The 24644-nt window shown below is 69.7% G+C and carries 23 protein-coding genes and 1 pseudogene; 14 read left to right on the top strand and 10 right to left on the bottom strand.

Features of this window, described 5'->3' with window-relative positions; all coding sequences use genetic code 11:
• Nucleotides 1–185 precede the first annotated feature (185 nt).
• The 6 genes and pseudogenes from dnaK (at nt 186) to ACFYY8_RS14965 (ending at nt 7750) form a co-directional block, all read left to right on the top strand.
• Complete coding sequence (gene dnaK, locus ACFYY8_RS14990; RefSeq protein ID WP_390040937.1) at nt 186–2057, top strand: molecular chaperone DnaK; 1872 nt, start codon at nt 186–188, stop codon at nt 2055–2057.
• Nucleotides 2058–2083: 26 nt separating this feature from the next.
• Nucleotides 2084–2680 (top strand): nucleotide exchange factor GrpE, encoded by a 597-nt coding sequence (grpE, locus tag ACFYY8_RS14985; protein WP_390040935.1) that lies wholly within the window; start codon nt 2084–2086, stop codon nt 2678–2680.
• Nucleotides 2681–2714: 34 nt separating this feature from the next.
• Nucleotides 2715–3902, top strand: coding sequence for a molecular chaperone DnaJ (gene dnaJ / locus ACFYY8_RS14980; protein WP_352010959.1), 1188 nt, complete (start codon nt 2715–2717; stop codon nt 3900–3902).
• Between the two features lie 2 nt (nt 3903–3904).
• Nucleotides 3905–4157, top strand: a pseudogene (locus tag ACFYY8_RS14975) (heat shock protein transcriptional repressor HspR); the annotation flags it as partial.
• A gap of 178 nt (nt 4158–4335) precedes the next feature.
• On the top strand, nt 4336–6921 hold the full coding sequence (gene clpB / locus ACFYY8_RS14970) for an ATP-dependent chaperone ClpB (RefSeq protein ID WP_390040933.1): 2586 nt from the start codon (nt 4336–4338) through the stop codon (nt 6919–6921).
• 88 nt (nt 6922–7009) lie between these two features.
• Nucleotides 7010–7750 (top strand): hypothetical protein, encoded by a 741-nt coding sequence (locus tag ACFYY8_RS14965; RefSeq protein WP_390040931.1) that lies wholly within the window; start codon nt 7010–7012, stop codon nt 7748–7750.
• Nucleotides 7751–7794: 44 nt separating this feature from the next.
• Here ACFYY8_RS14965 and ACFYY8_RS14960 read toward each other — a convergent pair whose 3' ends face one another.
• Nucleotides 7795–8283, bottom strand: a complete 489-nt coding sequence (locus ACFYY8_RS14960; RefSeq protein WP_390040929.1) for a hypothetical protein — start codon at nt 8281–8283, stop codon at nt 7795–7797.
• A gap of 220 nt (nt 8284–8503) precedes the next feature.
• On the opposite strand from ACFYY8_RS14960, the gene ACFYY8_RS14955 reads away from it, so the two are divergent.
• Complete coding sequence (locus ACFYY8_RS14955; RefSeq protein ID WP_390040927.1) at nt 8504–9088, top strand: hypothetical protein; 585 nt, start codon at nt 8504–8506, stop codon at nt 9086–9088.
• Here ACFYY8_RS14955 and ACFYY8_RS14950 read toward each other — a convergent pair.
• Entirely contained in the window at nt 9064–9702 is a 639-nt protein-coding gene (locus tag ACFYY8_RS14950; protein ID WP_352011280.1) for a TetR family transcriptional regulator, read from the bottom strand. The two genes, ACFYY8_RS14955 and ACFYY8_RS14950, sit on opposite strands and share 25 nt — an antisense overlap.
• A gap of 149 nt (nt 9703–9851) precedes the next feature.
• Nucleotides 9852–10964 carry a CapA family protein gene (locus ACFYY8_RS14945; RefSeq protein WP_390040925.1) on the bottom strand — a complete coding sequence of 371 codons (1113 nt, stop codon included), beginning with the start codon at nt 10962–10964 and terminating at the stop codon, nt 9852–9854.
• 147 nt (nt 10965–11111) lie between these two features.
• Here ACFYY8_RS14945 and ACFYY8_RS14940 point away from each other — a divergent pair, with 147 nt between their 5' ends.
• The 4 genes from ACFYY8_RS14940 (at nt 11112) to ACFYY8_RS14925 (ending at nt 14750) form a co-directional block, all read left to right on the top strand.
• On the top strand, nt 11112–11531 hold the full coding sequence (locus ACFYY8_RS14940; RefSeq protein WP_352010965.1) for a Fur family transcriptional regulator: 420 nt from the start codon (nt 11112–11114) through the stop codon (nt 11529–11531).
• A gap of 21 nt (nt 11532–11552) precedes the next feature.
• Nucleotides 11553–13004: a catalase gene (locus ACFYY8_RS14935; RefSeq protein WP_390040923.1), complete on the top strand. Its 1452-nt coding sequence runs from the start codon at nt 11553–11555 to the stop codon at nt 13002–13004.
• A gap of 234 nt (nt 13005–13238) precedes the next feature.
• A complete protein-coding gene (locus ACFYY8_RS14930) occupies nt 13239–13793 on the top strand; it encodes an HD domain-containing protein (RefSeq protein WP_352011281.1) in 555 nt (184 codons plus the stop codon).
• 135 nt (nt 13794–13928) lie between these two features.
• Complete coding sequence (locus tag ACFYY8_RS14925) at nt 13929–14750, top strand: Rieske 2Fe-2S domain-containing protein (protein ID WP_390040921.1); 822 nt, start codon at nt 13929–13931, stop codon at nt 14748–14750.
• Between the two features lie 58 nt (nt 14751–14808).
• Here ACFYY8_RS14925 and ACFYY8_RS14920 read toward each other — a convergent pair whose 3' ends face one another.
• A complete protein-coding gene (locus ACFYY8_RS14920) occupies nt 14809–15036 on the bottom strand; it encodes a hypothetical protein (protein ID WP_390040919.1) in 228 nt (75 codons plus the stop codon).
• A gap of 29 nt (nt 15037–15065) precedes the next feature.
• Nucleotides 15066–15821, bottom strand: coding sequence for a sulfite exporter TauE/SafE family protein (locus ACFYY8_RS14915; protein ID WP_390040917.1), 756 nt, complete (start codon nt 15819–15821; stop codon nt 15066–15068).
• Nucleotides 15822–15975: 154 nt separating this feature from the next.
• Between ACFYY8_RS14915 and ACFYY8_RS14910 the strand changes: the two genes are divergently transcribed.
• Nucleotides 15976–16584, top strand: coding sequence for a DNA-binding response regulator (locus ACFYY8_RS14910; protein ID WP_390040915.1), 609 nt, complete (start codon nt 15976–15978; stop codon nt 16582–16584).
• Here ACFYY8_RS14910 and ACFYY8_RS14905 read toward each other — a convergent pair.
• On the bottom strand, nt 16525–18198 hold the full coding sequence (locus ACFYY8_RS14905; protein WP_390040913.1) for a sensor histidine kinase: 1674 nt from the start codon (nt 18196–18198) through the stop codon (nt 16525–16527). The genes ACFYY8_RS14910 and ACFYY8_RS14905 overlap by 60 nt on opposite strands.
• A 95-nt stretch (nt 18199–18293) precedes the next feature.
• Between ACFYY8_RS14905 and ACFYY8_RS14900 the strand changes: the two genes are divergently transcribed.
• On the top strand, nt 18294–20189 hold the full coding sequence (locus ACFYY8_RS14900) for a serine hydrolase domain-containing protein (protein WP_390040911.1): 1896 nt from the start codon (nt 18294–18296) through the stop codon (nt 20187–20189).
• 15 nt (nt 20190–20204) lie between these two features.
• Here ACFYY8_RS14900 and ACFYY8_RS14895 read toward each other — a convergent pair whose 3' ends face one another.
• Together ACFYY8_RS14895 and ACFYY8_RS14890 are read right to left on the bottom strand one after the other, a co-directional pair.
• Entirely contained in the window at nt 20205–21125 is a 921-nt protein-coding gene (locus tag ACFYY8_RS14895; protein WP_390040909.1) for an SPFH domain-containing protein, read from the bottom strand.
• Between the two features lie 94 nt (nt 21126–21219).
• Nucleotides 21220–22014, bottom strand: coding sequence for an ABC transporter ATP-binding protein (locus tag ACFYY8_RS14890; RefSeq protein ID WP_352010974.1), 795 nt, complete (start codon nt 22012–22014; stop codon nt 21220–21222).
• Nucleotides 22015–22080: 66 nt separating this feature from the next.
• Here ACFYY8_RS14890 and ACFYY8_RS14885 point away from each other — a divergent pair, with 66 nt between their 5' ends.
• Nucleotides 22081–22800: a hypothetical protein gene (locus ACFYY8_RS14885; protein WP_390040906.1), complete on the top strand. Its 720-nt coding sequence runs from the start codon at nt 22081–22083 to the stop codon at nt 22798–22800.
• Nucleotides 22801–22819: 19 nt separating this feature from the next.
• On the opposite strand, the gene ACFYY8_RS14880 is transcribed toward ACFYY8_RS14885, so the two are convergent.
• Both ACFYY8_RS14880 and ACFYY8_RS14875 read right to left on the bottom strand, forming a co-directional pair.
• The gene (locus tag ACFYY8_RS14880; RefSeq protein WP_390040904.1) at nt 22820–23458 is read right to left on the bottom strand and encodes a response regulator; all 639 of its coding nucleotides are present in this window, start codon (nt 23456–23458) and stop codon (nt 22820–22822) included.
• Complete coding sequence (locus tag ACFYY8_RS14875; RefSeq protein WP_390040902.1) at nt 23455–24585, bottom strand: GAF domain-containing sensor histidine kinase; 1131 nt, start codon at nt 24583–24585, stop codon at nt 23455–23457. Before ACFYY8_RS14875 ends, ACFYY8_RS14880 begins: the two co-directional genes overlap by 4 nt.
• Between the last annotated feature and the right edge of the window lie 59 nt (nt 24586–24644).

Here is a 24644-nt window from a genome sequence, read left to right as displayed (position 1 = left end):
CGTCCCGGGAGCGATCATGCGTTTTCCTTCGTTGGGGGATGTGGATCGCCCGTTGTTTCCCGGATTCCGGGAACCCTTTCACGCACTCCAGGGTTGAGCGGCATAGACTCAAGTCGTTTGACAAACACCACTCGAAGCTCCACTATGAGTCTGACCCACTCAACTTTGACTACAAGGACGTACTCATGGCACGTGCGGTAGGTATCGACCTGGGGACGACCAACTCCGTCGTCTCGATTCTCGAAGGCGGTGAGCCCACGGTCATCGCCAACGCTCAGGGCTCGCGGACCACCCCGTCCGTGGTCGCCTTCGCGAAGAACGGTGAAGTCCTCGTGGGTGAGGTCGCCAAGCGGCAGGCCGTCACCAACGTCGACCGGACCATCCGCTCGGTCAAGCGCGAGATGGGCACCACCTGGGCTCAGGAGATCGACGGCAAGAAGTTCTCCCCGCAGCAGATCAGCGCCTTCGTCCTGCAGAAGCTCAAGCAGGACGCCGAGGCCTACCTGGGTGAGAAGATCACCGACGCGGTGATCACCGTCCCGGCCTACTTCAACGACGCCCAGCGTCAGGCCACCCAGGAGGCGGGCACCATCGCCGGCCTCAACGTGCTGCGCATCATCAACGAGCCGACGGCGGCCGCGCTCGCCTACGGCCTCGACAAGGAGAAGGACGAGACCATCCTCGTCTTCGACCTCGGCGGCGGCACCTTCGACGTGTCCCTGCTCGACGTCGGCCAGGAGGACGGCCACGGCTTCGTCGAGGTCAAGGCCACCAGCGGCGACAACCACCTCGGTGGTGACGACTGGGACCAGCGCGTCGTCGACGAGCTGGCCAACCGCTTCAAGAACGCGCACGGCGTCGACCTGACCAAGGACAAGATGGCCCTGCAGCGTCTGCGCGAGGCCGCCGAGAAGGCCAAGATCGAGCTGTCCAGCCAGTCCGAGACCTCGATCAACCTTCCCTACATCACGGCCTCCGCCGAGGGTCCGCTGCACCTGGACGAGAAGCTCACCCGGGCCGAGTTCCAGCGGCTGACCGCCGACCTGCTCGAACGGTGCAAGGGCCCGTTCAACCAGGTCGTCAAGGACGCCGGCATCAAGGTCTCCGACATCGCCCACGTGGTCCTCGTCGGCGGCTCGACCCGTATGCCCGCGGTCGCCGAGCTCGTCAAGGAGCTGACCGGCGGCAAGGACCCCAACAAGGGCGTCAACCCGGACGAGGTCGTGGCCATCGGCGCCGCCCTGCAGGCCGGTGTGCTCAAGGGCGAGGTCAAGGACGTCCTGCTGCTCGACGTGACCCCGCTCTCGCTGGGCATCGAGACCAAGGGCGGCATCTTCACCAAGATCATCGAGCGCAACACGACGATCCCCACCAAGCGCTCCGAGGTCTTCACCACGGCCGAGGACAACCAGCCGTCGGTGCAGATCCAGGTCTACCAGGGCGAGCGTGAGATCGCGGCCTACAACAAGAAGCTGGCCACCTTCGAGCTGACCGGCATCGCCCCGGCGCCGCGCGGCATCCCGCAGATCGAGGTCACCTTCGACATCGACGCCAACGGCATCGTCAACGTCTCCGCCAAGGACCTCGGCACCGGCAAGGAGCAGACGATGACCATCACCGGCGGCTCCGCGCTGCCGAAGGACGACATCGAGCGCATGATGCGCGAGGCCGAGTCCTACGCCGAGGAGGACAAGCGCCGCCGCGAGGAGGCCGAGACCCGCAACAACGCCGAGTCGCTGGTCTACCAGACCGAGAAGTTCCTCGGTGAGAACGCGGAGAAGGTCCCCGACGACATCAAGAACGAGGTCAACGAGGCCCTCGCCGAGCTGAAGAAGTCCCTTGAGGGCACCGACTCGGCGACGATCCGCGCCTCCGCGGAGAAGCTCGCCACGGTCAGCCAGAAGATGGGTTCCGCCATCTACGCCCAGTCCCAGGCCTCCGAGGGCCAGGCCGGTGCGGCGGGCGCCGCGGGCGCCGACGGCCAGAAGGCCGACGACGACGTGGTCGAGGCTGAGATCGTGGACGACGAGCCGAAGCGCGACAACGGAGCGAAGTGACGTCGCAGGCCGAGGGGAGCACGAGCGTGAACACGCGTGAGAACGGTTCCGAGCAGGAGCCGGTGATCCGCGACAACCGCAAGATCGACCCCGAGACGGGGCAGGCGCGCGCGACGGACGGTGAGCCGGTCAAGGAGCAGGCCGAACAGCCCGCTCCGGCCACCGACCTGGCCTCGGCCGAGCTGGCGATCCAGCTCGCCGAGCGCACCGCGGACCTGCAGCGTCTCCAGGCGGAGTACTCCAACTACCGCAAGCGGGTCGATCGAGACAGGAGCCTGATCAAGGAGCAGGGGGTGGCCGGTGTGCTGACCGAGCTGCTCCCGGTTCTCGACGACATCGGCAGGGCCCGCGACCACGGCGAGCTCACCGGCGGGTTCGCCAAGGTGAGCGAGTCACTTGAGGCCGCGACGGGCAAGCTGGGGCTGAGCGCCTTCGGGACCAAGGGCGAGCCCTTCGACCCGACGGTGCATGAGGCCCTCATGCACAGCTACTCCTCCGATGTCACCGAGCCGACCTGCGTGGAGATCCTGCAGCCCGGCTACCGAATCGGCGACCGTGTGCTCCGCCCCGCGCGGGTCGCGGTCGCCGAGCCCGAAGAAGAGCCCGTCGCGAGCGACAGCTGAACCCCCCGTATCTGAGATCTGAAAAGGAACCGAGATGAGCACCAAGGACTACCTGGAGAAGGACTACTACGCCGTCCTTGGTGTGCCCAAGACCGCCACCGCCGAAGAGATCAAGAAGGCGTACCGGAAGCTGGCCAGGCAGTACCACCCGGACGCCAACCAAGGCAGCACGGAGACCGAGTCGAAGTTCAAGGAGGTCTCCGAGGCCTACGACATCCTGTCCGACACCAAGCGCCGCAAGGAGTACGACGAGGCGCGGACGCTGTTCGGATCAGGACTCGGCGGATACGCGGGGGCCGGGGGGGCCTCGCGTGGGGGTGGGTTCCCCTTCGACCTGGGAGACCTGTTCGGAGGCACCCAGCAGGGCGGCACGGGCGGCGGGGGTGGCATCGGCGACATCTTCGGAGGCATCTTCAACCGGGGTGGCGCCCAGCGCTCCGGGGGGACGACCACGAGGGCGCGGCGTGGCCAGGACATCGAGTCCGAGGTCACGCTCTCCTTCGGCCAGGCGGTCGAGGGGACCACGGTCTCGCTCCGCCTGACCAGTTCCTCGGCCTGTACGGCCTGCGCGGGCACGGGGGCGAAGGCCGGGACGACCCCGAGGGTCTGCCCGACCTGCGAGGGCACCGGGGCGGCCAGCAGGAACCTCGGCAACTTCGCCTTCTCCGAGCCGTGCCGTGACTGCAAGGGCAGGGGGCTGCTGGTCGACAACCCGTGCGAGGTCTGCGAGGGCAGCGGACGGGGCAAGAGCACCCGGACGATCCAGGCGCGCATCCCGGCGGGGGTCGGCGACGGTCAGCGCATCAAGATCAAGGCCAAGGGCGCACCGGGCGAGAACGGCGGTCCCGCCGGTGATCTGTACGTCCAGATCCACGTCAAGCCGCACCCTGTCTTCGGCAGGACCGGCGAGAATCTGACGATCACCGTGCCCGTCACCTTCACCGAGGCGGCGCTCGGGGCCGAGATCAAGGTGCCGATCCTGAAGGGGCTGCCGGTCACGCTGCGCATCCCCGAGGGCACCCCCAACGGCCGCACCTTCCGGGTGCGGGGCAGGGGTGTGGCCCGTAAGGACGGCACGAAGGGCGACCTGCTCGTCACGGTCGAGGTCCTGGTGCCTCAACAGCTGGAGGACAAGGCCAGGGGGGCCCTTGAGGACTTCCGCGACGCGACGGCTGGTGGTGACCCGAGAGCCGAGCTCATCGAACTGGCCAGAAGCGAGTAGCCATGGACGCCAACTACTTCGACCTGTCGGACGACACCCCCGTATATGTGATCTCGGTGGCGGCCCAGCTGTCCGGCCTCCATCCCCAGACCCTGCGCCAGTACGACCGTCTCGGCCTGGTCAGCCCGGGCCGTACGGCGGGGCGCGGACGCCTGTACTCGACACGCGACATCGTCATGCTCCGCGAGGTGCAGCGGCTCTCCCAGGAGGAGGGCATCAACCTCGCGGGCATCAAACGCATCCTGGCGCTGGAGACCGAGGCGCTCCGCCTTCGTGACGAGAACCATCGCCTGCGCGCGGAGATGGCCATGATCCGCGCTCTGATCCAGTACCAACTGCCGCCCGCCTGACACTCCAACTCGAAGGCCGGGGGGACATCATCGCGCCGGCCCGCCCGGCGCCGTAGCCGCCGAACGGAGCAAGGCAGACAAGCATGGACTACAAGCTCACCCAGAAGAGCCAGGAGGCTCTCTCCTCAGCGATCAGGCGGGCGGCCGCGGAGGGCAACCCGGAGGTCGCCCCCGCCCACCTGTTCACCTCGCTGCTCGCCCAGACCGGCGGCACCGCCGTACCCCTGCTTGAGGCCGTCGGCACCGACTGGAAGAAGCTGCGCACCGAGGCGGAGACGCAGCTGGCGGCCCTGCCGAAGGCGCAGGGTTCGACGGTCAGCGCCCCGTCCAGCTCGCGGCAGCTGCTGACGGTGCTGAACACCGCCGCCCAGCGGGCGACCCAGCTTGAGGACCTGTACGTCTCGACCGAGCACCTCCTGGTCGGCCTCGCCGCGGACGGCGGCCCGATCGCCGAGCTGCTCAGACGCGACGGCGCGACCCCGAACGCCCTGCTCGACGCCTTCGAGAAGGTCCGCGGGCACGCCAGGGTGACCAGCGAGACGCCCGAGGACACCTACCAGGCGCTGGAGAAGTACGGCGTCGACCTGACCGAGCGGGCCAGGGCGGGCAAGCTGGACCCGGTGATCGGCCGTGACTCGGAGATCCGCAGGGTGATCCAGGTGCTCAGCCGCAGGACCAAGAACAACCCCGTGCTGATCGGTGAGCCCGGCGTCGGCAAGACCGCCGTCGTCGAGGGGCTGGCCCAGCGGATCGTCGCGGGTGACGTGCCCTCAAGCCTGCGCGACAAGCGCCTGGTCGCGCTCGACCTGGGCGCGATGGTCGCCGGGGCGAAGTACCGCGGTGAGTTCGAGGAGCGCCTCAAGGCCGTGCTCGGCGAGATCAAGGGGAGCGACGGGCAGGTCATCACCTTCATCGACGAGCTGCACACCATGGTCGGCGCGGGCGCGGCCGAGGGCGCCATGGACGCGGGCAACATGCTCAAGCCCATGCTGGCCCGCGGCGAGCTGCGGATGATCGGCGCGACGACGCTCGACGAGTACCGCGAGCGGATCGAGAAGGACCCCGCCCTCGAACGGCGTTTCCAGCAGGTCTACGTCGGCGAGCCGACCGTCGAGGACACCATCGCGATCCTGCGTGGCCTCAAGGGCCGCTACGAGGCCCACCACCAGGTGCAGATCGCCGACGGCGCGCTGGTGGCCGCGGCGGCGCTGTCCGACCGCTACATCACCTCCCGGTTCCTGCCGGACAAGGCGATCGACCTCGTCGACGAGGCCGCCTCCCGGCTGCGCATGGAGATCGACTCCCGTCCCGTGGAGATCGACCAGCTCCAGCGGAACGTGGACCGGATGAAGATGGAGGAGCTGGCGCTCGCCAAGGAGACCGACGAGAGCAGCCTGCAGCGCCTCGAACGGCTGCGCAGGGAGCTCGCCGACCGGCAGGAGGAGCTCAACGGCCTGGTCGGCCGCTGGGAGCGGGAGAAGGCGGGCCTGAACCGGGTCGGCGACCTGAAGAAGAAGCTCGACGAGGTGCGCGGCGCCGCCGAACGTGCCCAGCGCGACGGCGACTTCGAGGCCGCCTCCCGGCTGATGTACGCCGAGGTGCCCAGGCTGGAGGAGGAGCTGGCCGAGGCGACCGCCGCCTCCCAGCCCGAGGACCCGATGGTCAAGGAGGAGGTCGGCCCGGACGACATCGCCCAGGTCATCTCCTCGTGGACGGGCATCCCCGCCGGCCGTCTGCTCGAAGGCGAGAGCTCCAAGCTGCTGCGCATGGAGGACGAACTCGGCAGGCGCCTGATCGGCCAGCGTCAGGCCGTGCAGGCGGTCTCCGACGCCGTACGGCGCGCCCGCGCGGGCATCGCCGACCCCGACCGGCCGACAGGAAGCTTCCTGTTCCTCGGCCCGACCGGCGTCGGCAAGACCGAGCTCGCCAAGTCGCTGGCCGACTTCCTGTTCGACGACGAGCGGGCGATGGTCCGCATCGACATGAGCGAGTACGGCGAGAAGCACAGCGTGGCGCGTCTCGTGGGCGCCCCTCCCGGCTACGTCGGCTACGAGGAGGGCGGCCAGCTCACCGAGGCGGTCCGGCGCAGGCCGTACGGCGTGGTGCTGCTCGACGAGGTCGAGAAGGCCCACCCCGAGGTCTTCGACATCCTGCTCCAGGTGCTCGACGACGGGCGGCTCACCGACGGGCAGGGCAGGACCGTCGACTTCCGCAACGTGATCCTGATCCTCACCTCCAACATCGGCTCGCAGTTCCTGGTGGACCCGGGCCTCGACAGGGAGACCCAGCGCAAGGCGGTGCTGGACACGGTCAGGAGCTCCTTCAAGCCGGAGTTCCTCAACCGGCTCGACGAGGTCATCCTGTTCGACACGCTCGGCACCGAGGAGCTGTCCAGGATCGTCGACCTCCAGGTGGCCCACCTGGCCAGGCGCCTGGCCGACCGGAGGCTGACGCTGACGGTCACCCCGGCCGCGCGTGACTGGCTGGCGCTGACCGGCTACGACCCCCTGTACGGCGCGCGTCCGCTACGTCGTCTGGTGCAGTCGGCGATCGGCGACACGCTGGCCAAGAAGGTGCTGGCCGGGGAGATCCAGGACGGTGACGAGGTTCTGGTCGATCTCGACGAGAAGGGGGACACCCTGGCCGTGGGGCCGTCGGCAAGAGTTTGACCAGCATCGGTCCAAACGCTCCCGGCGCGGGGCTCTTCCTGTTACTTTCAGCATTCTTCCGACAACCGAAAGTAACAGGGAGACGCGCATGTCGAACGGGTCACGCAAGACCCGCGGGATCCTCGCGGGGGCGGTGCTCAGCACCGCCCTCGTCGGCGGACTCGCGGCCGGGTTCGGACTTCCGGCGGCTGCTTCGGCCTCCGTCGTGGACTCGCTGGTGCCATGCCTTCTGCAGGCGCCCGGGACCGCACCGACGGTCTGTGAGGGAACCAACGATTTCCTGGACGCGCAGCGGACGACGGTCGCCAACGGACTCGCGGCCGGGAAGGCTCCGCTACGGGTCACCGACAAGGTGATAGGCCCCCAGGCGGCGAACGCGCTCTCGTTCGCCAAGAACCTCTTCGGTCTGGTGAACGAGGTCGTCGCCGCCGAGGGCATCATGGACCCCAAGTACAGCAATTTCGCCAAGAACGCCACTGAGTCCGCCAGGACCCAGTCGGTCAATGTCGCCGAGGGCAACCTGTCCGACCCGCCCGCCTACGGCGTGAGCGTCGGCGAGACACGCAAGAACGTCAACGGCGGCCGTCCGCGGTCGGCCCCCGTGCCACCGGAGACCCAGGGCCGGTCGGACAACCCCTACGAGCTGACGCCGCTGCCCCGCCCCGCCTCGGCCAGGGAGATCGGCGACGAGCGCCCCTCGGCCGAGCCGGAGCAGTACGTCCAGCCGCCCGCCACCCGGCCCGCGGCTCCGAAGCCGGCGCCGAAGCCTCAGCTGCTGTCCCCGTTGGGAACGCTGCTTCCGCTCCTGGGCCTGGGCGGCCTGGGATGACCTGTGGGCCGTGGCTCTCTCTGCGCGGGGACCACGGCCCGACCTCAGCGTGAGAGGTCGAGCAGCGCGTCCAGCTCGTCCTCGGGAAGCCCCAGATCGACCCTGATCCGGTAACGGGTGCGGAGTAGAGCCGTATGCTCCCCGCTGTCCCGCACCGCCCTGTGCGCCCCCTCAGTGGCCCACAGATGCGCCTGCCGCAGATCGCCGTAGGCGACGAGGGTCTCGGCGACCGTGAGAGCGGTCGAGGCTGTCACCTCCCCCTCATGTCTGATCGTCTCGATGACCTGCCGTGCCTCGTCCGGCCGTTCGAGCTCGAAGAGGGTGTCGGCGATGCCCGCCCTCGGATCGACGCCCACCTCCCCACCGTCGTCCACGGCCCGCTGGAAGCAGACGAGGGCATGGGCCGGCTGCCCGGCCTGCCGCCACTCCTCGGCGGCGAGCACCAGGATCGCGGCCCGCGAGATGTCTCCGGACACGTACTCCTCGACCAGCCCTTCCAACCGCCGGGCGAGGTCTCCGTGATCGTCGGCCAAAAGTGCCTGCTCAAGCAACCGATCAAGTTGCCCACGTGTCACATGCGCCACATCGCGAGAGTAGCGAGCGGCGCTTGGTTTCGTCCGCACAACGGCAGGTATTCCTTCATCCACCAGTTGTAAACGATTGACTACCAAGCGCGTGTTTCGCCAGGAAAGCGGGCATATGGCAGGCGTCTCCTGCTCGTGGAGCGTTATGTTCGGAGGGGCTGCGATGGGCATGTCCAAGCAGACAACCTTCACTCTGACCTTCCTCGCGGGACTCTCCGTGATCGTCCCGGGGTGTGCCGGATACCTCTCGGCGAGGATGGACGCCGTCGAACGGGCCCATCGGGAGCTCGTCTCCCTGGAGAGCCGGATACGTCAGGAACAGCTCACCTCGCCGGTCGCCGAGGCGGAGGACTCCCCGGCACGGTTCCGCAACGAGACGGTCGCCGTACCGGGCGTGACGCTGTGCGGCCCCGGGAAGCGCCCACAGGCGGAGAACCGCCGGGAGCGAGAGGCCGGAACCCTCGCCGACGGCGTCCGAACCCCTGACGCCGCCGACGCCGCCTCCGACGGCCGCCCGGGGATCGTCTCCGGGGCACGGGTCTCCGCCTCGGCGGGGGCCTCGGTCACCGAGGCCGCGCAGGCTCGGGCCGCGGAGCGCGAGCAGCGGCGCAGGCACCGGCAGGAACGGCTGTGCGCGGCGGCTCCCGGAGAGCCCGCGGCCGACGCCCCCACCGGCACCTCCGACAGCACCTCCGACGGGGCGCCGGCCGACTCCGTGAGCGGTCCCTCTCAGGCGGAGGCTCCGGCGAACTGACGGTTCAGATAGCCCCTGATCAGGCGTTTCGCCTCGGCGACGATCTGGGGGTCGCCCTCTGAGTCACGCCGGAAGGCCAGCTTCAGCACCGCGTCGGCGGCCTCGACCGCGACGAGGATGGCCAGGTCCAGCTCCTCGCTGTCGGTCAGGCCGTACTCCTGGAGCAGGAGGCCGCGCAGCCTGCCCGCGATCACCGTGTTGCTGTCGGAGACCCCGTCGAGCAGGTTGAGGCCGACGACGTCACCGAAGTGCAGGACGCCGAAGCCTGGAACGGTCCTGTGCATGTCGACGTACTCGTCGATGATCGCGTCGACCGCGTCCCACCAGCCGCCGTAGTCCTCCGACAGGAAGCGCCTGCCGACTCGGGAGACGAACCGTTCGACATGGCGCCTGGTCACCGCCTGGGTGATGGCCCGCTTGTCGGGAAAGAACTGGTAGATCGAACCGATCGCGACACCCGCGCGTTCGGCGATCCTGGTGGTCGACAGCGCCTCGTATCCGATCTCGTCCAGCAGTTCGGCACAGGCGTCGAGCATCTTCTCGACACGGCGTGCGCTGCGTCGCTGGGTCGGCTGGCGCCGCAGCGGGGCCTCACATGTCTCCTCGGCAGGCATGGTCACCCACCCATCTTGCCCGCCCGTCCCCCTTCCGGTCAGGTTCTCTCTGTCAATCGCATGATTTTCCCCGTACATCCCATATGAGCCCTGTCAATTTCCGGCCCGGCCGAGGGGTCAGCCCAGAGTCAGCCCGGGCCGTCTCGGGGTCAGCTCGGAGTCGGCGTCAGGCCCGTGCAGCCACGCAGCGTCTTCCAGTTCGCCGTCGCCCGCTGTCCGTTCGTACCGGTGACCGGGACGGGAACGCCGCCCTGGATGGTCGCCGGGGTCCAGCGGTCCTTGATCACCCGACGCCCGTTGATCGTCAGGGTGAGGACGCCGGTCCTGCCGGTTTCCGGTCCCCAGTTGTAGAAGACGAAGTTGCCCATGCCGTAGTTGACGTAGCCCCTGCCGAGGTAGCCGCTGCCGAGCAGGATGTGCGCGTGCCCGCCGACCACGACGTCGGCGCCCGCCGCGACCAGTTTGGGGGCCAGCGAGCGCTGGGCCTCGTTCGGGCATTTCTGCAGCTCGGTGCCCCAGTGCAGATGGACGATCACCGTGTCGGAGTTCTTGCGCGCCTTGCGCACCTCCTGCAGCAGCCGTGCCTCGTTCTTGGCGGAGGCCAGGCCGCCCTGCCGGTCGGTGGCGGTCCACGCCTGGACGAACTCGGCGTCGAGCACCTGGGTCGCGCCGATGACGGCCACCCGGTTGCCGTTCACCGTGGTCCGCCACGGTTTGTAGGCCTCGGCGGCGTTCCTGCCGATGCCGACGACCGGGAACCTGGAACGTTTGATCGCGGCCAGCGAGTCGGCCAGGCCGCTCTGCATGTAGTCCATGCCGTGGTTGTTGGCCATGGACGCCACGTCGACCCCCGCCGCCTTCAGGGCGGTCAGCGCGCTGGCCGGGGCGCGGAAGGTGTACTGCTTGCCGGGCGCCGGTGTCCCGCCGGTGGTGATCGCGGTCTCCAGGTTCACCATCGCGATGTCGGCGGCGCCGAGCACCTTGGCGATGGGGCCGAGAGCGGTCCTCGGGTTGGCGTTGAGCCTGCTGCGCAGCACCCCCTCGAAGTGCACGTCCCCTCCGAAGGAGATGGTGTACGGCTTGCGTTCCGGCTTGGTCTCCGGCTCGGTCGAGGAGGAGGAGACCGGCTTCTCGACGACGTCGGGCGTGCTCCCCGAGGCTCCCGGGGTCGCCGATTCGGCCGCTGAGCAGGCCGTACCGAGGAGGGCTGAGGCTGCGACGACCGCGGCCACTGTCAGGCGGCGGGGGATATACGTGTTCATCGCTATCCGAGGATGCCATCCCGGCCTCGCGATGGGGAACAGGCAGGCCGTGATGACCCTAAGCAGACAAAGCGGTTACCTGAACCAGACAAAATGGAATACGTCAATTGGTTGAATCGTTCAGGTTTGGTGCATAGCGTGGACTTCATGGAGGACGAGGACCGGCTCCGGCAGGCGGGCCTACGGGTGACCGCGGCGCGCCTGGCGATCATGCAGACCGTACGGGAGGGCGATCATCTTGACGTGGACGCCGTCCACCGCGGCGTACGGGAGCGGGTGGGTCATGTCTCCCTGCAAGCCGTCTACGACTCCCTTCACGCGCTGCATCGTGAGGGGTTGCTGCGCCGGGTCGAACCGGCGGGCAGCCCCGCCCGATACGAGACGCGGGTCGGTGACAACCATCACCACCTCGTCTGCAGACGGTGTGGGCGGGTCGCCGACGTTGACTGCGCCGTCGGACACGCCCCATGCCTCGACCCCGCCTCGGACGCCGGCTATCTGGTCGACGAGGCGGACGTCATCTACTGGGGCGTGTGTCCCGAGTGTCGTTCCGAAGATGCTCGATGAAGAGAACCCGGAGGACCGATCATGAGCACCAGGCCCACTACCACGACCGATGCCGGAATTCCCGCCCCCAGTGACGAGCACTCCCAGTCGGTCGGACCGAACGGGCCCCTGCTGCTGCAGGACCACTACCTGATCCAGAAGATGGCCCACTTCAACCGGGAACGGGTTCCCGAGCGAGTGGTCCACGCCAAGGGTGGTGGCGCCCACGGCATCCTTCAGATCACCGAGGACGTCAGCCAGTTCACCAGGGCCGGACTGTTCCAGAAGGGCAAGGAGACCCCGCTCTTCCTGCGCTTCTCCTCGGTCGCCGGGGAACTCGGCAGCGCCGACACCCAGCGTGACCCGCGCGGGTTCGCGATCAAGTTCTACACCGAAGAGGGCAACTACGACATCGTCGGCAACAACACGCCGATCTTCTTCATTCGCGACCCGCAGAAGTTCTCCGACTTCATCCACAGCCAGAAGCGCCGCGCGGACACCAACCTCCGCGACCACAACATCCAGTGGGACTTCTGGACGCTCTCCCCGGAGAGCGCCCACCAGGTCACCTTCCTGATGACCGACCGCGGCACCCCGGCCTCCTGGCGGCATATGCACGGCTTCGGCTCGCACACGTTCCTGTGGTACAACGCGGCCGGTGAGAAGTTCTGGATCAAGTACCACTTCAAGACCGACCAGGGCATCAAGAACCTGACCGACGCCGAGGCGGGCGCGCTCGTCGCGCAGGACGCCGACCACCACATCCGCGACCTGCACACCGCGATCAAGAACGGCGACCATCCGTCCTGGACGGTCAACGTCCAGGTCATGCCGTTCGAGGACGCCGCCGACTACCGGTTCAACCCGTTCGACCTGACCAAGGTGTGGCCGCACTCCGACTACCCCGAGATCACGATCGGCAAGTTCGTCCTGAACCGGAACCCGGAGAACTACTTCGCCGAGGTCGAGCAGTCGAGCTTCGAGCCCGCCAACCTCGTGCCCGGCATCGGCCCCTCCCCGGACAAGATGCTCCAGGGACGGCTGTTCTCCTACCCGGACGCCCACCGCTACCGCATCGGCACCAACTATCTGCAGCTGCCGATCAACCGGCCGCTCTCGCCCGTCCACAGCTACAACAAGGACGGTCAGATGGCCTTCAACAACCCGGGGGACCCGGTCTACGCCCCCAACACCGTCGGTGGCCCCGTGGCCGACCCGGCGCTGTACGCGGGCGAGGACTACCACGTCAGCGGTGAGATCATCCGATCCGCCTACACCCTGCACCGCGAGGACGACGACTACGTCCAGCCGCGCGCGCTGTGGGAGAACGTGCTGTCCGACACCGACCGCTCCCACCTGGTGAGCAACGTCGTCGGCCACGCCTCGGCCCCCGAGGTGACGGACGAGACGAAGAAGCGTGTCGTCGAGTACTGGACCAACATCCACAAGGACCTGGGCCAGGGCGTCGCCCAGGGGCTCGGCGTCACCGAGTGACGACGTCACGGCCCGCGCCGGCTCTCCGGCGCGGGCCGTGCCATGCCGTACGGCGACGCGACACGCGGGGTGCCCGCCGTACGGTGGGAAAGGCGTGTTCAGCGGGGTCGTGGTCACTCTGGGTCCCGTGTCATCGCCTGACCGTCCGATGACCGGCGATCGGCGCGCACTAGGCTTGCGCGCGTGACCACCCCTCCAGAACAGGACCGCCTCCACGCCCAGCTCACCTTCGCCATGGAGATCGACAAGCTCAGACGTGTCGTTCGCCGTAACACCCTCATGGACGGGTCCCGGCGGGAGAACGACGCCGAGCACTCGTGGTACGTCGGGATGCTGGCCATGATCCTGGCCGAGCACGCGCCGCCGGGCACCGACATGGACAAGGTCGTCGCGATGCTGCTCGTCCACGACATCGTCGAGATCGACGCGGGAGACACCTTCATCTACGACGCCGGGGCCGTCGAGGCCCAGCTCGGCATCGAACGCAAGGCGGCCGACCGCATCTTCGGCCTGCTCCCCGAGGACCAGTCGACGCGGCTGCGCGCGCTGTGGGACGAGTTCGAGGAGCGCGAAACCGCTGAGGCGAAGTTCGCCAAGGCACTCGACAGGATCGCGCCGATCATGGCCAACCACCACAACGAGGGTGGCACCTGGTCGTTGTACAAGGTGACGGCCGACCAGGTCCTGGAGAAGGTGAAGATCATCGAGGAGGGTTCGCCGACGCTCGGCTCCTACGCCAAGGAGATCATCGAGCTCTCCGTCAGCCGGGGGCACCTGGCGCGTGCGTGATGCGGTTCCCGGGTAGGTCCCTAAAGGGTTGAGAAGGGGGCGATCGTGAAGGAATCAGTCAAAACGAACCGCCGCAGTTTCCGGCATCTCGTACCCCCGGTCGACATCGCCGGCCGTATCGAACGGTCGGAAAGAATGGACAGGCCCATCCGGGTCCTGGCCAAGGCCGTACGGCAGCGCATCGGCCCGGGGTGGCTGCGCGACCTGCTGCACGGGGTGCCGACGGGGAAACCGCTCCATCCACCACTCACCGACCTCAGCCTGGGCTGCTGGCTGGCGACCGCGGTGCTCGACCTGGCCGGGGCCGACCCCCGGGCGGCGCGCGCCGTGCTCGCCACGGGCATCGCGGGGGCGATTCCCACCGCGGCCTCCGGGATCACCGACTGGTCGGCGCTCCACCGGGAGCAGCAGCGGGTCGGGTTCGTGCACGCGATCGCCAACGTCACCGCGCTGGGACTGTACGTGGGCTCCCTGGCCTTCCGGCTCGCGGGGCACGACAGACGCGGCAAACTGCTGTCGTTCATCGGCCTGGGCGCCGCGGGCGCGGGCGGCTACCTCGGGGGGCACCTGGCCTACCGGCAGGCCGCTGGCTCCAACCACGCCGAGTCGGTCGCCCACCTCGTCCCGCTGGGCTGGCACGACCTGTGCGAGCTCAAGGACCTGCCGGACGGGCGTCCCGTGGCCAGGCGTCTCGGCTACATCGACCTGTTCGTGCTGAGGGTCGGCGAGGGGGTCACCGTACTCGCCGACCACTGTTCCCACCTGGCCGGACCGCTGCACCAGGGTCAGTTGATCTCCGACGACGGCATGGTCTGCGTGGTGTGCCCGTGGCACGGCAGCGCCTTCCGCCTGGCGGACGGCACGGTCGCCCACGGTCCGGCCACGGCGCCGCAGCCGTACTTCGAGACCCGGATCCGCCGTGACGGCGTGCTCCAGGTCCGTCCCGCCCCGGCCTGACCGCCCCGGCACCGGCCGTACGGTGTCCGGGCCGCCTCCTGGTGAGGCGGCCCGGCGGTCAGTCCGCCTCGCCGTCGGCGGGGTGTTCGACCAGGGCGAGAATCCTGCTGGACATGAAGCGGGCGGTGCGCACCGCCGTACCGCTGCGGGTGACCTCGGTGACCTCGATCACGCCGCCCCGGCTGTTGGCCACCTCGACGCGGCGGCCCGCGCGGGTGGCGATGACTTCGTAGGTACGCGAACTGTCGCCCGCGTCGATAACGATCTCTACCCGATCGCCCTTCATGCCTTATTCATGCCCATTAGCAGGAGAATCTAGGCGTATATCAGCTTGACCATCGCCACGATGCCGACGACGACGATGATCCCGCGCAGCACCGGGGCGGGCAGTTTCCTGCCGAACCTCGCGCCGAAGAAACCGCCGATCGTCGCCCCGAGCGCGACCAGCGCGACCGCCCGCCAGTCCACGTCCGCGACCAGGATGAACAGCAGGGCCGCGGTCCCGTTGACCAGCAGCGCGAGCACGTTCTTCGCGGCGTTGATCCGCTGCAGGTCCTCGTCGAGGACGCTGCCGAGCAGCCCGATGAGCAGCACCCCCTGGGCCGCGCCGAAGTAGCCGCCGTAGGCCCCCGCGCCCAGGACCCCCAGCCACAGCCACGGGCCGCCGTGCGGGTGGGCGCTCTCCCTCCGGGCGGCGAGCCACCGGTTGAGCCTGGGCTGGACGACCACCAGCACACACGACAGGCCGATCAGGATCGGGACCACGACGTTGAACGTCTTGGCGGGCAGGGAGAGCAGCAGCAGACCGCCGACGAGCGACCCGATGACGGAGCCGACCCCCAGCCTGACGAGCCGGGCACGCTGGCCCTTCAGCTCCGCCCGGTAGCCGAGCACGCTGGTCAGCGACCCGGGAACCAGTCCGATGTTGTTGGAGACGTTCGCGACGACCGGCGGTATCCCCACCGCGACCATCGTCGGGAACGTGATCAGTGACCCCGAGCCGACGACGGCGTTGATGCCCCCGGCTCCGATTCCGGCCGCGAAGATCGCGACCGCCTCCCACGGTGTCATGCCTCTCCTCACTTGTACGGCTCGCGCCCGTGAACCGGTGCACTGCCTTACCGGATGCTAGGAGGGGAACGCTCTCCGCCCGGCGGCGGGGTGGGCGGTGCCCCCGACAGGAACACCGGGATCATTGGCACTGAGGACGTGTGGAGGGAGGATCGTGATCAGGGTTCTGCTGGTCGAGGACATGCACCTCATCAGAGGGGCACTGGCCGCGCTGATCGGGCTTGAGGACGACATGCGGATCGTCGGGGAGGTGTCGACCGGGCGGGAGGCGGTCACGCTGGGGCTCGAACTCCGCCCCGAGGTGGTGGTTCTGGACATCCAGCTGCCGGGGGAACTCGACGGGCTCGACGCGGCACGGGAACTACGGGCGGGGGCGCCGGAGTGCGGGCTGCTCATGCTGACCTCGGCGGGCGGCACCGAGACCCTGCGCAGGGCGCTGGAGATCGGAGCGCGCGGATTCATGCTGAAGGACGCGCCACCGGCCCGGCTGGCCGAGGCGATCCGGCGGGTCGCCTCGGGGGAGACCGTCGTCGACCCCGGACTGGCCGCCGCGGCCATCACCGGCCGGCCGAACCCGCTGAGCCCGCGCGAGGCCGAGGTGCTGCGCCGGGCGGGTGAGGGCGCCGACCTGGCCGAGATCGCCGCCGAGCTGTTCCTCAGCAAGGGGACGGTGCGCAACTACCTCGGGGCGGTCGTCACGAAGCTAGACGCGCGCAACCGGCTCGACGCCGTCCGCATCGCCGCCGAGAACGGCTGGATATAGCACCGCAAGCCGGTATTCACCGCCGTCGTGCCCGGCGGTCAGCGTGCCTCCCGCCGCGGTGACCCGCGCGGTGAGGTTCGCCGTCCCACTCCCACCTCCCCCGACGCCGCGGACGTCACGGACGCCGTCGTTGACGACCAGCAGTCCGTTCCCGGTGATCTCGATGAGGCAGTGCCCGGCCTCGCTGTGCCGCAGCACGTTGGTGACGGCCTCCCGCAGGACGATCGCCAGCAGCGCGTCGTCCCTGTCCGACTCCCGGCGGACGGTGACCTCGACACCCGCCGCCCGCAGGACGGAGCGGGCCGAGTCGACCTCGGCGGCCAGCGAGAGCCGGGGGTCGGACTCGTCCGGGATGCCCCGTAGCGCGGCCAGCGAGCGGCGGGCGATCGCGGCGATCTCCACGAGCTGCCCCCTCGCGTCCTCCTCCCCCGCCCGTACGGCCAGCTCGGCCTTGACCGTGATGGCGGAAAGCCCGTATCCGAGCAGGTCGTGGACGTCCCTGGAGATGCGCCTGCGCTCGTCGGCCGCCGCCAGCGCCGCCAGCGCCCACTGGGCCCGTCTCGCCCGCAGGACCAGCGAGGTCTGTACGGCCAGCCCGTGGAACATGGCCGCGACGGCCACGGCGTCGAACGTCCAGTACAGGTTCTCCGCCGGGGCCTGTCCCCGTACGGCCAGCACGACCGCCAGCGCGGCCACGACCGCCCCGGCCACGGGCCACCAGGCCCGCCCGAGGGTCAGGAACCCGGCCACCGCGAACCCGGCCAGCTGTGGATGGGCCTGTCCCGGGAGCAGAAGTGTGACGGCCGTGAGCAGGAGCAGCAGGCATGCCGTCCAGACGCCGTGTCTGGGGCGGGCGCCGTACGGGCGGGGCAGCGCGTGGTGCAGGTGCAGCCCGAGGATCCCGGCGGCGAGCAGGGACAGGACCGGACGCCCGCCGAGGTAGATCAACGCCGTCACGAGATATCCGGCGTGCACCGCGACCAGGATCGGCAGTGCGAGCCTGGGCATGAGGTCCGGTTCGGGAGCCGCCGCTGCCGCCGAGGCCGGGACCGCGCGGGCCCGCGCGGCCGTCGCCCGGGAGATCTCGGCGATCTTCGCCGCCTCACCGCGTCCGGCGAGGGAGACGATCGTGGACAGCGCGGTCCCGAGGACGGATTCCAGCTCCCGGGCGGCCCGTGAGCGCTCGTCGGAGACCGACCCGGCGGCCAGTTCCGCGCGGGCCGCGTGGAGGGCGGCACGCGTGTCGCCGAGCCGGGTCACCCCGAACAGGACAAGCCCCTGGCAGACGGCGTTCAACGCCGCGAGCGTGATCCCGAACGGCGTCGCGGGCGCGAGCACGGCGGCCGTGACGACCGCTGTGACGATCACTGTGGCGAACACGCACCAGCGAACCGTCCCGCGCAGGATCAGCAGCGCCGACGCCGCGACCATGCCCGCCGCCGCGGGGCCCGCCCAGGGCAGGAGCAGTGCCTGAACGGCCAGTGACCAGCGGCTTCGCCACGGCGTCAGACAGTGCAGCACCTGCAGGGCGACGACGAGGGCGAACGGCGCGCTCGGCACCGGATGGAGCGGATCGAACGCGGCACCGACGAGGACCACCACAACGATCAGCACTTTATGCACCATATGCCCCGATCGTGCATTCTCCACGTCGAACACAGGTGCAGGACACTGATGGCGGGTCCCGACGAAACGGCACGCTGACGGGCATGAAGAGAGCGATGACCGCCGCCCTCGCAGCCCTGGTGGTCCTTCTCACCCCGCACACCGCCGGAGCGGCACCCCAGGCACCCCCGGCGTCCCAGAGCCGGGCGGGCGACCTCGGCGCGGCCCTCGACCGCCTCGTCCCCGAACTTCTCGCCAGGGACAGGATTCCCGGCGCGGCCGTCGTCGTCGTGGAGAACGGCCGGATGGTGTTCGGCAGGGGATACGGACTGGCCGAAACGACCTCGAACCGTCCCGTCGATCTCACAACCCCCTTCCTCACCGGGTCGCTGGCCAAGATCTTCACAGCCGAGGCCGTACTGCGCCTGGTCCGGAAGGGCAGGCTCGACCTGCGCGCCGACGTCAACCGCTACCTCACCTCGTTCAAGATCGAGGACACCTGGCCGGGCCACCCGGTGACCCTGGAGAACCTGCTCACCTACACGGCGGGATTCGACGACGACATCGTCGGCCTCGCAAACGACGACCCGGCGAAGCTGCCCTCCCTCGCCGAGAGCCTGCGCACCCGCACGCCGCCCCGGGTACGGCCACCGGGCACCCTGGTCGCCTACGACAACTACGCCCTCGCCCTCACCGGCCACCTCGTGGAGATCGCCTCCGGTGAGCCGTACGCGCGCAACGTCGCCGAGCAGGTCTTCGCCGCGCACCGGATGACCGGCTCGACCGCCGCCCTGCCGCACCCCGCCGCGATCGAGGCGCGGCTCGCCAGGGGCTACCGGCCGGACGGAGACGGCTACGTCGAGCAGAGGGGCCAGTACTCCCCCTGGACGCCTTCGGGAACCGGCCCCGCCGTCACCCCGGCCGACATGGCCAACTACATGATCGACCAGCTGGGGGACGACCCCGTCGCCCAGATGATGCGGGAGCGGCACTTCACCGTGGACGACCGGATGCCCGGCATGGGCTACGTCCTTGAGGAGCGTCCCCGGGGCGGCAGGAGGCTTCTCTACAAGGACGGCGACGTCCCCGGCTACCACAACGCCATGGCCCTCATGCCCGACCAGGGATTCGGCGTCTACGTCGTCCTCAACGGCGACGGAACCTCGGGCGTGGGAGCCTGGGACGCGCAGTGGCTCATGGGCCGGATCGTCGATCTGCGCTTCCCCGACCCCGCAGGCCGTACGGCCACGCCCGCCCCGCTCACCACGGACGTCTCCCGTTACGCGGGCTCCTACCGGTCGGCCCGCACCAGCCGCACCGCGCTGACGAGGGTCTCCACCCTGTTCGCCACCCCGGTCGTCACCGCGGGCCCCGACGGAACCCTCACCACGACCGGTCTCTCCCCCGACCCCGGACGGCCGGTCCAGCACTGGGTCCAGACCGCCCCCGGCCTCTTCGCCGAACGCGGCGGCCCGGCCCGCGTCTCCTTCCCCCGCGACGGCGTCCTCGTCTCCTCGATGCTCCCCTCGGAGACCTACGAGCGGGTCCCGGGGTACGAGAACCTGGCCATGCCGCTCTTCGTGACCGGTTCCCTGGCCCTGTCGCTGGCGGCGCTCTTCCTGCCCCTGACCGCCGCCGTCCGCCGCCTGCGGGGAGCACGGCGCCGTCAGGGAGTACAGCCGCCGCCCGCCCGCCTGGCCGTCCTCACCGCCTGGGCCTGCGCCGCCCTGGTCGCCGCCTTCCTCGCCGGGTTCGGCCTGCTGATGGCCGACCCCAACGTCCTCATGGCCGACATCCCGCTGTACTCCCCGAGACTGGCCGTCCTGCCCGTGCTGGGCACCCTCGCGTTGGCCTTCGCCGTACCGATGGTCCCGGCCACGGCGCTGGCCTGGCGCGCCCGCTGGTGGAGGCCACCCGCCCGGATCGCCTACACCCTGCTCACCCTGAGCGCGGTCGCCTTCTTCGCGGTCGCCCTCGACTGTCGCCTGCTGTTGCTGTGAGCCCCCGGACGGCCGTCAGCCGGTCTCCTCGGCGGTCCTGTCCTTGGTCGAGAACAGGCCGCCGAGGTTCTCCACAGCCTTGGCCATTTCGGATGGAACGATCCAAATCTTGTTCGCGTCGCCCTTGGCGATCTCGGGAAGGGTCCTGAGGTACTGGTAGGCGAGGAGCCTCTGGTCGGGCTTGCCGTCGTGGATCGCGCGGAAGACCATGCCGATCGCGTCCGCCTCGCCCCTCGCCCGCACCGCCTTGGCCTCGGCGTCGGCCTGCGCCCTGAGCACCACGGCCTCCGCCTCGCCACGCGCCTTGAGCACCGCGGCCTGCTTGAGCCCCTCCGCGCTGAGGATGGCCGCCTGCTTCTGGCCGTCGGCCGCGAGCAGGGCCGCCTTCCTGTCCCGGTCTGCGCGGATCTGGCGCTCCATCGACTCCTGGATCTCCGCGGAGGGCTGGATGGCCTTGAGCCTGACCCTGCCGACCTTGATCCCCCAGCTGCCCGCGCCGTCGAGCGCCACGCGCAGCTCGGTGTTGATCTCGTCTCGGGAGGTCAGCACCCGTTCGAGCTCCATGTCGCCGATCACGTTACGCAGCGTGGTCACGGTGAGTTGCTCGACCCCGGTCAGGAAGTCGGAGACCTCGTAGGTCGCGGCCTTGGCGTCGACGACCCGCAGGTGCACGACCGTGTCGACGGAGACGACGAGGTTGTCCGAGGTCACCACGGGCTGCGGAGGGAAGGACACGACCTGTTCGCGCAGGTCGACCGTACGCTTGAGGCGATCGACGAAGGGGAGCACGAGATTCAGGCCTGGGGAGAGCGTCCGATGGTAGCGCCCGAGGCGCTCCACTACTCCCGCGGTGGCCTGAGGGATGATGTGAATCGCCTTAAAAAGGACGAAACCTGCGACAGCCACCGCGGCGAGCGTGACAAGAAGCGTTTCCATGAGCCACTCCGGACGGTCGAGTCAAGTGGATCTCTCTCATTCGGAATGGTATTTGGTTTTCGCGTTACCGACCCCTGAACAGCGTAAACAGCTTTCAGAACTGGTAGGCGCGGGCGTACCACCGGTCGCCTTGGCCGCGTTCCAGGGTGAGCGGAACGGCGAAGGTGCGCGAGAGGTTCTCCGCGGTCATCACCTGATCCATCGGCCCCTGCGCGACGATCGAGCCGTGCCGCAGCAGAAGCGCGTGGGTGAAACCGCTGGGCACCTCCTCGACGTGATGGGTGACCAGCACCATGGTCGGCGCCTTCGGGTCGTTGGCCAGCACCGAGAGGCGGCGGACCAGGTCCTCCCTGCCACCGAGGTCCAGGCCCGCGGCGGGCTCGTCCAGCAGCAGCAGCTCGGGATCGGGCATGAGCGCCCTGGCGATCTGCACCCTCTTGCGCTCGCCCTCCGACAGGGTGTTGAACCTGCGCCTGATCAGGTGGGCGCAGCCGAGCTGGTCGATCAGCTCGACGGCCCTGGTGACGTCGTTGGAGTCGTACTCCTCCGTCCAGCGCCCGAGGATCGCGTACGACGCGGTGAGCACCAGGTCGATGACCTTCTCGTCCGGCGGGACCTTCTCGGCGAGCGCGGCGCTCGCCAGGCCGATCCGGGGCCGTAGGTCGAACACGTCCGTCTGGCCGAGCCGTTCTCCAAGGATCTCGACGACGCCCTCAGCCGGGAACAGCATCGTCCCGGCGACCTGCAACAGCGTCGTCTTCCCCGCGCCGTTGGGACCGATGACGACCCACCGCTCGTCCTCGTGAACGGTCCAGTCGATGTCCCGCAGCAGGGCCGCCCCGTCCCTGCGGACGGTGACGTCCTGTAGCCGAAGCACCTGACCGCCCATCCCTTACGCCTCCTTGAGTATCGCTCGAACAAAACCTATTGCAGGACAAGCGCATATCGTGGATCGGTGCACCCTGATTCACAGATCTCGGCCACCTTGGTCTGCTGGGGCAACGCCTGGCTCACCGGACAGGTCGGCCTCGACGAGGCCGCCGACCGGGTGGAGCGACAGGCCGGCCCCCAACTCGTCGCCGGGGAGACGGGCGACGTCTCCCTGCGCGGATTCCTCGCCGACCTGCGGGTCGAGGGCATGCGTTCGCTGCGCCTGGCGCTTCCCGTCGCGGGCGACCCGCTCGGTCTCACCGGACCGCCCTCCTTCAACTCCGCGGCGATCGAGGCCGGGCAGGCGGCGACAGCCGTTTTCCCCGGTAGATGCCTGGGCCTGGTCCCCGCAAGGGACCGCCGCGGCTCATCGTACGCCGGGGTGCGCTGGAGCGTGCTTGAGGCCAGCATTAACATTCCGGACATTCCCTCCCTGGCGGAGGCCGAGCACGCCCTGACCATGGCGATGCGCGAGGCCACGGACGCCCTGACGGGGGTCGGCGGGCCCGCCCAGGGGCACCGGAACACCCAGCCCCTCGACGACGGCCTGGCGCCGGGCTACCCCGCCCGTGCCCACCGCGTCGCCGCCCTGTCGGCCCGGCTCACCGCGGTGCTCAGGATCGCCGACGAGCGGGGCCTCACCTCCGATCAGGTCGCGGTCAGGGCCCAGGCGCTGCGCGCCCTCGACCGTGCCGTACGGCGAGCCCGCGTGGCCGCCCACCACGCCATCTCCGAACTGGTCTGATCCCGGCCCCCAGGGCCTCTCAGGCCAGGCCGTGCCGTACCGCGTAGAGGGCGGCCTGGGTGCGGTCCTGGACGCCGAGTTTCATCAGCACGTTGGAGACGTGGGTCTTGACGGTCTTCTCGGCCACGGTCAGCTCACGGGCGATCTCCCGGTTGGAGCGGCCCGAGGCGATCAACGCCAGGACCTCACGCTCACGTTCGGTGAGCGAGGACGCCGGGGCCGGGGCCGTGCGCGGGGGCACGGCGCCGGGGGTCGTCAGCATCGCCTCGGCCGCCTCGGCCGCCAGCAGCACCTGCCCGCCGCTGACCGCGCGGATGGCCTGGACGAGCGCGGCGGGATCGACGTCCTTGTAGAGGAACCCGGTCGCGCCCGCCCTGATGGCCGGGGCGACGTCCTGGCGGTCTCCGACCGAGGTCAGTACCAGCACGCGGGGGGACAGGCCCAGTTCCCTGAGCCGCAGCAGCGTGCCGTGGCCGTCCAGAACCGGCATCTTCAGGTCGAGCAGCAGCACGTCCGGGTTGAGCGACTCCGTCAACGCGACGGCCTCGGCGCCGTCCGCGGCCTCCCCCACCACGTCGAGGTCGTCCTGCAGCGCGAGGAAGGTCCGCAGACCCTGCCTGACCACGGGGTGGTCGTCCGCGATGAGCACCCGGATCACACCGGCACCTCCATCCGCACCAGCGTGCCCTCCCCCGGGGCCGACCTGACGAGCACGTCCCCGCCCAGGGCGTGCGCCCTGTCCTCCATCGAGGCGATGCCCAGGCCACGGCCCGTCGCGGCGGCCACGTCGAAGCCCGTCCCGTCGTCGCGCACCTCAAGGACCACCCTGCCCGCCTCACAGCCGAGCCGTACGGCGACGGCGACGGCCCCGGCGTGCCGGGAGGCGTTGTGCAGCGCCTCCTGGGCCACCCGCAGCACGGCGGCCTCGGTGGCCGGGTCCAGCTCGCACACCGGCCTCTCCTCGAACGTGAACGACGCCGGGTGCAGCCGGTCGAGCAGGCGGACGTGCTTACGGAGCGTCTCGGCCAGGCCGTGCCGGTCGAGTTCGGCGGGACGCAGCTCGACGATCACCGCGCGCAACTCGGCGAGCGCCTCCCCGGCGAGCCGTTCGACCCGCTCCAGCTCGCCGAGCGCCCGGTCAGGGTCGCGGCGCACCAGCGAGGAGGCCGCCTGGGCGGTGAGCCTGAGGGAGAAGAGCTTCTGGGTCACCGCGTCGTGCAGTTCCCTGGCCATCCGGGTGCGCTCCTCGACCAGCGCGAGTTCCCTGCCGCGTTCGTAGAGGCGCGCGTTGGTGAGGGCGATCGCGGCGTGCGCGGCGAACATGGTGAGCAGGTCCTGGTCCGCCTCGGTGAAGCCGCCCGGCGAGCGTTTGTTGGACAGGAAGATGATGCCCAGCACCGCCTCGCCGTCGCGGATCGGCACCCCGAGGAAGTCCGTGAGCACCGGATGTGCTCTCGGCCAGTACTCGAAGCGGTGGTCCCTGCGGATGTCGGCCAGCCTGACCGGCGCGCCCTCGCGCAACATCGCGCCGAGCATGCCGTGCTGACGGGGCATCGGCCCGATCGCGTCCCACTCCTCGTCCGAGATGCCCTCGGCGACGAACTCGGCGAAGGCTCCCTCGTCGTCGGGCACGCCGAGCGCGGCGTAACGGGCGTCCAGCAGCCGCCTCGCCGAGCGCACGATGACCTGGAGCACCTCCCTGACGGACAGGTGCCTGGTCACCGCCAGGACGGCGGAACTGACCGCGTGCAGCACCACGTCCCGGTCGTCTCCCACACTCTCCACGGTGAAACTCTAGGCGCTCACCGGGCGGAACCTCTGGGCCGCAGGTCCTAGGACCTTCA

The organism is Streptosporangium sp. NPDC001559 (assembly GCF_042893955.1).
Classification (GTDB): Bacteria; Actinomycetota; Actinomycetes; order Streptosporangiales; family Streptosporangiaceae; genus Streptosporangium.
The sequence above is the reverse complement of the archived record's forward strand: the minus strand, read 5'-3'. Positions and strand labels throughout refer to the sequence as shown.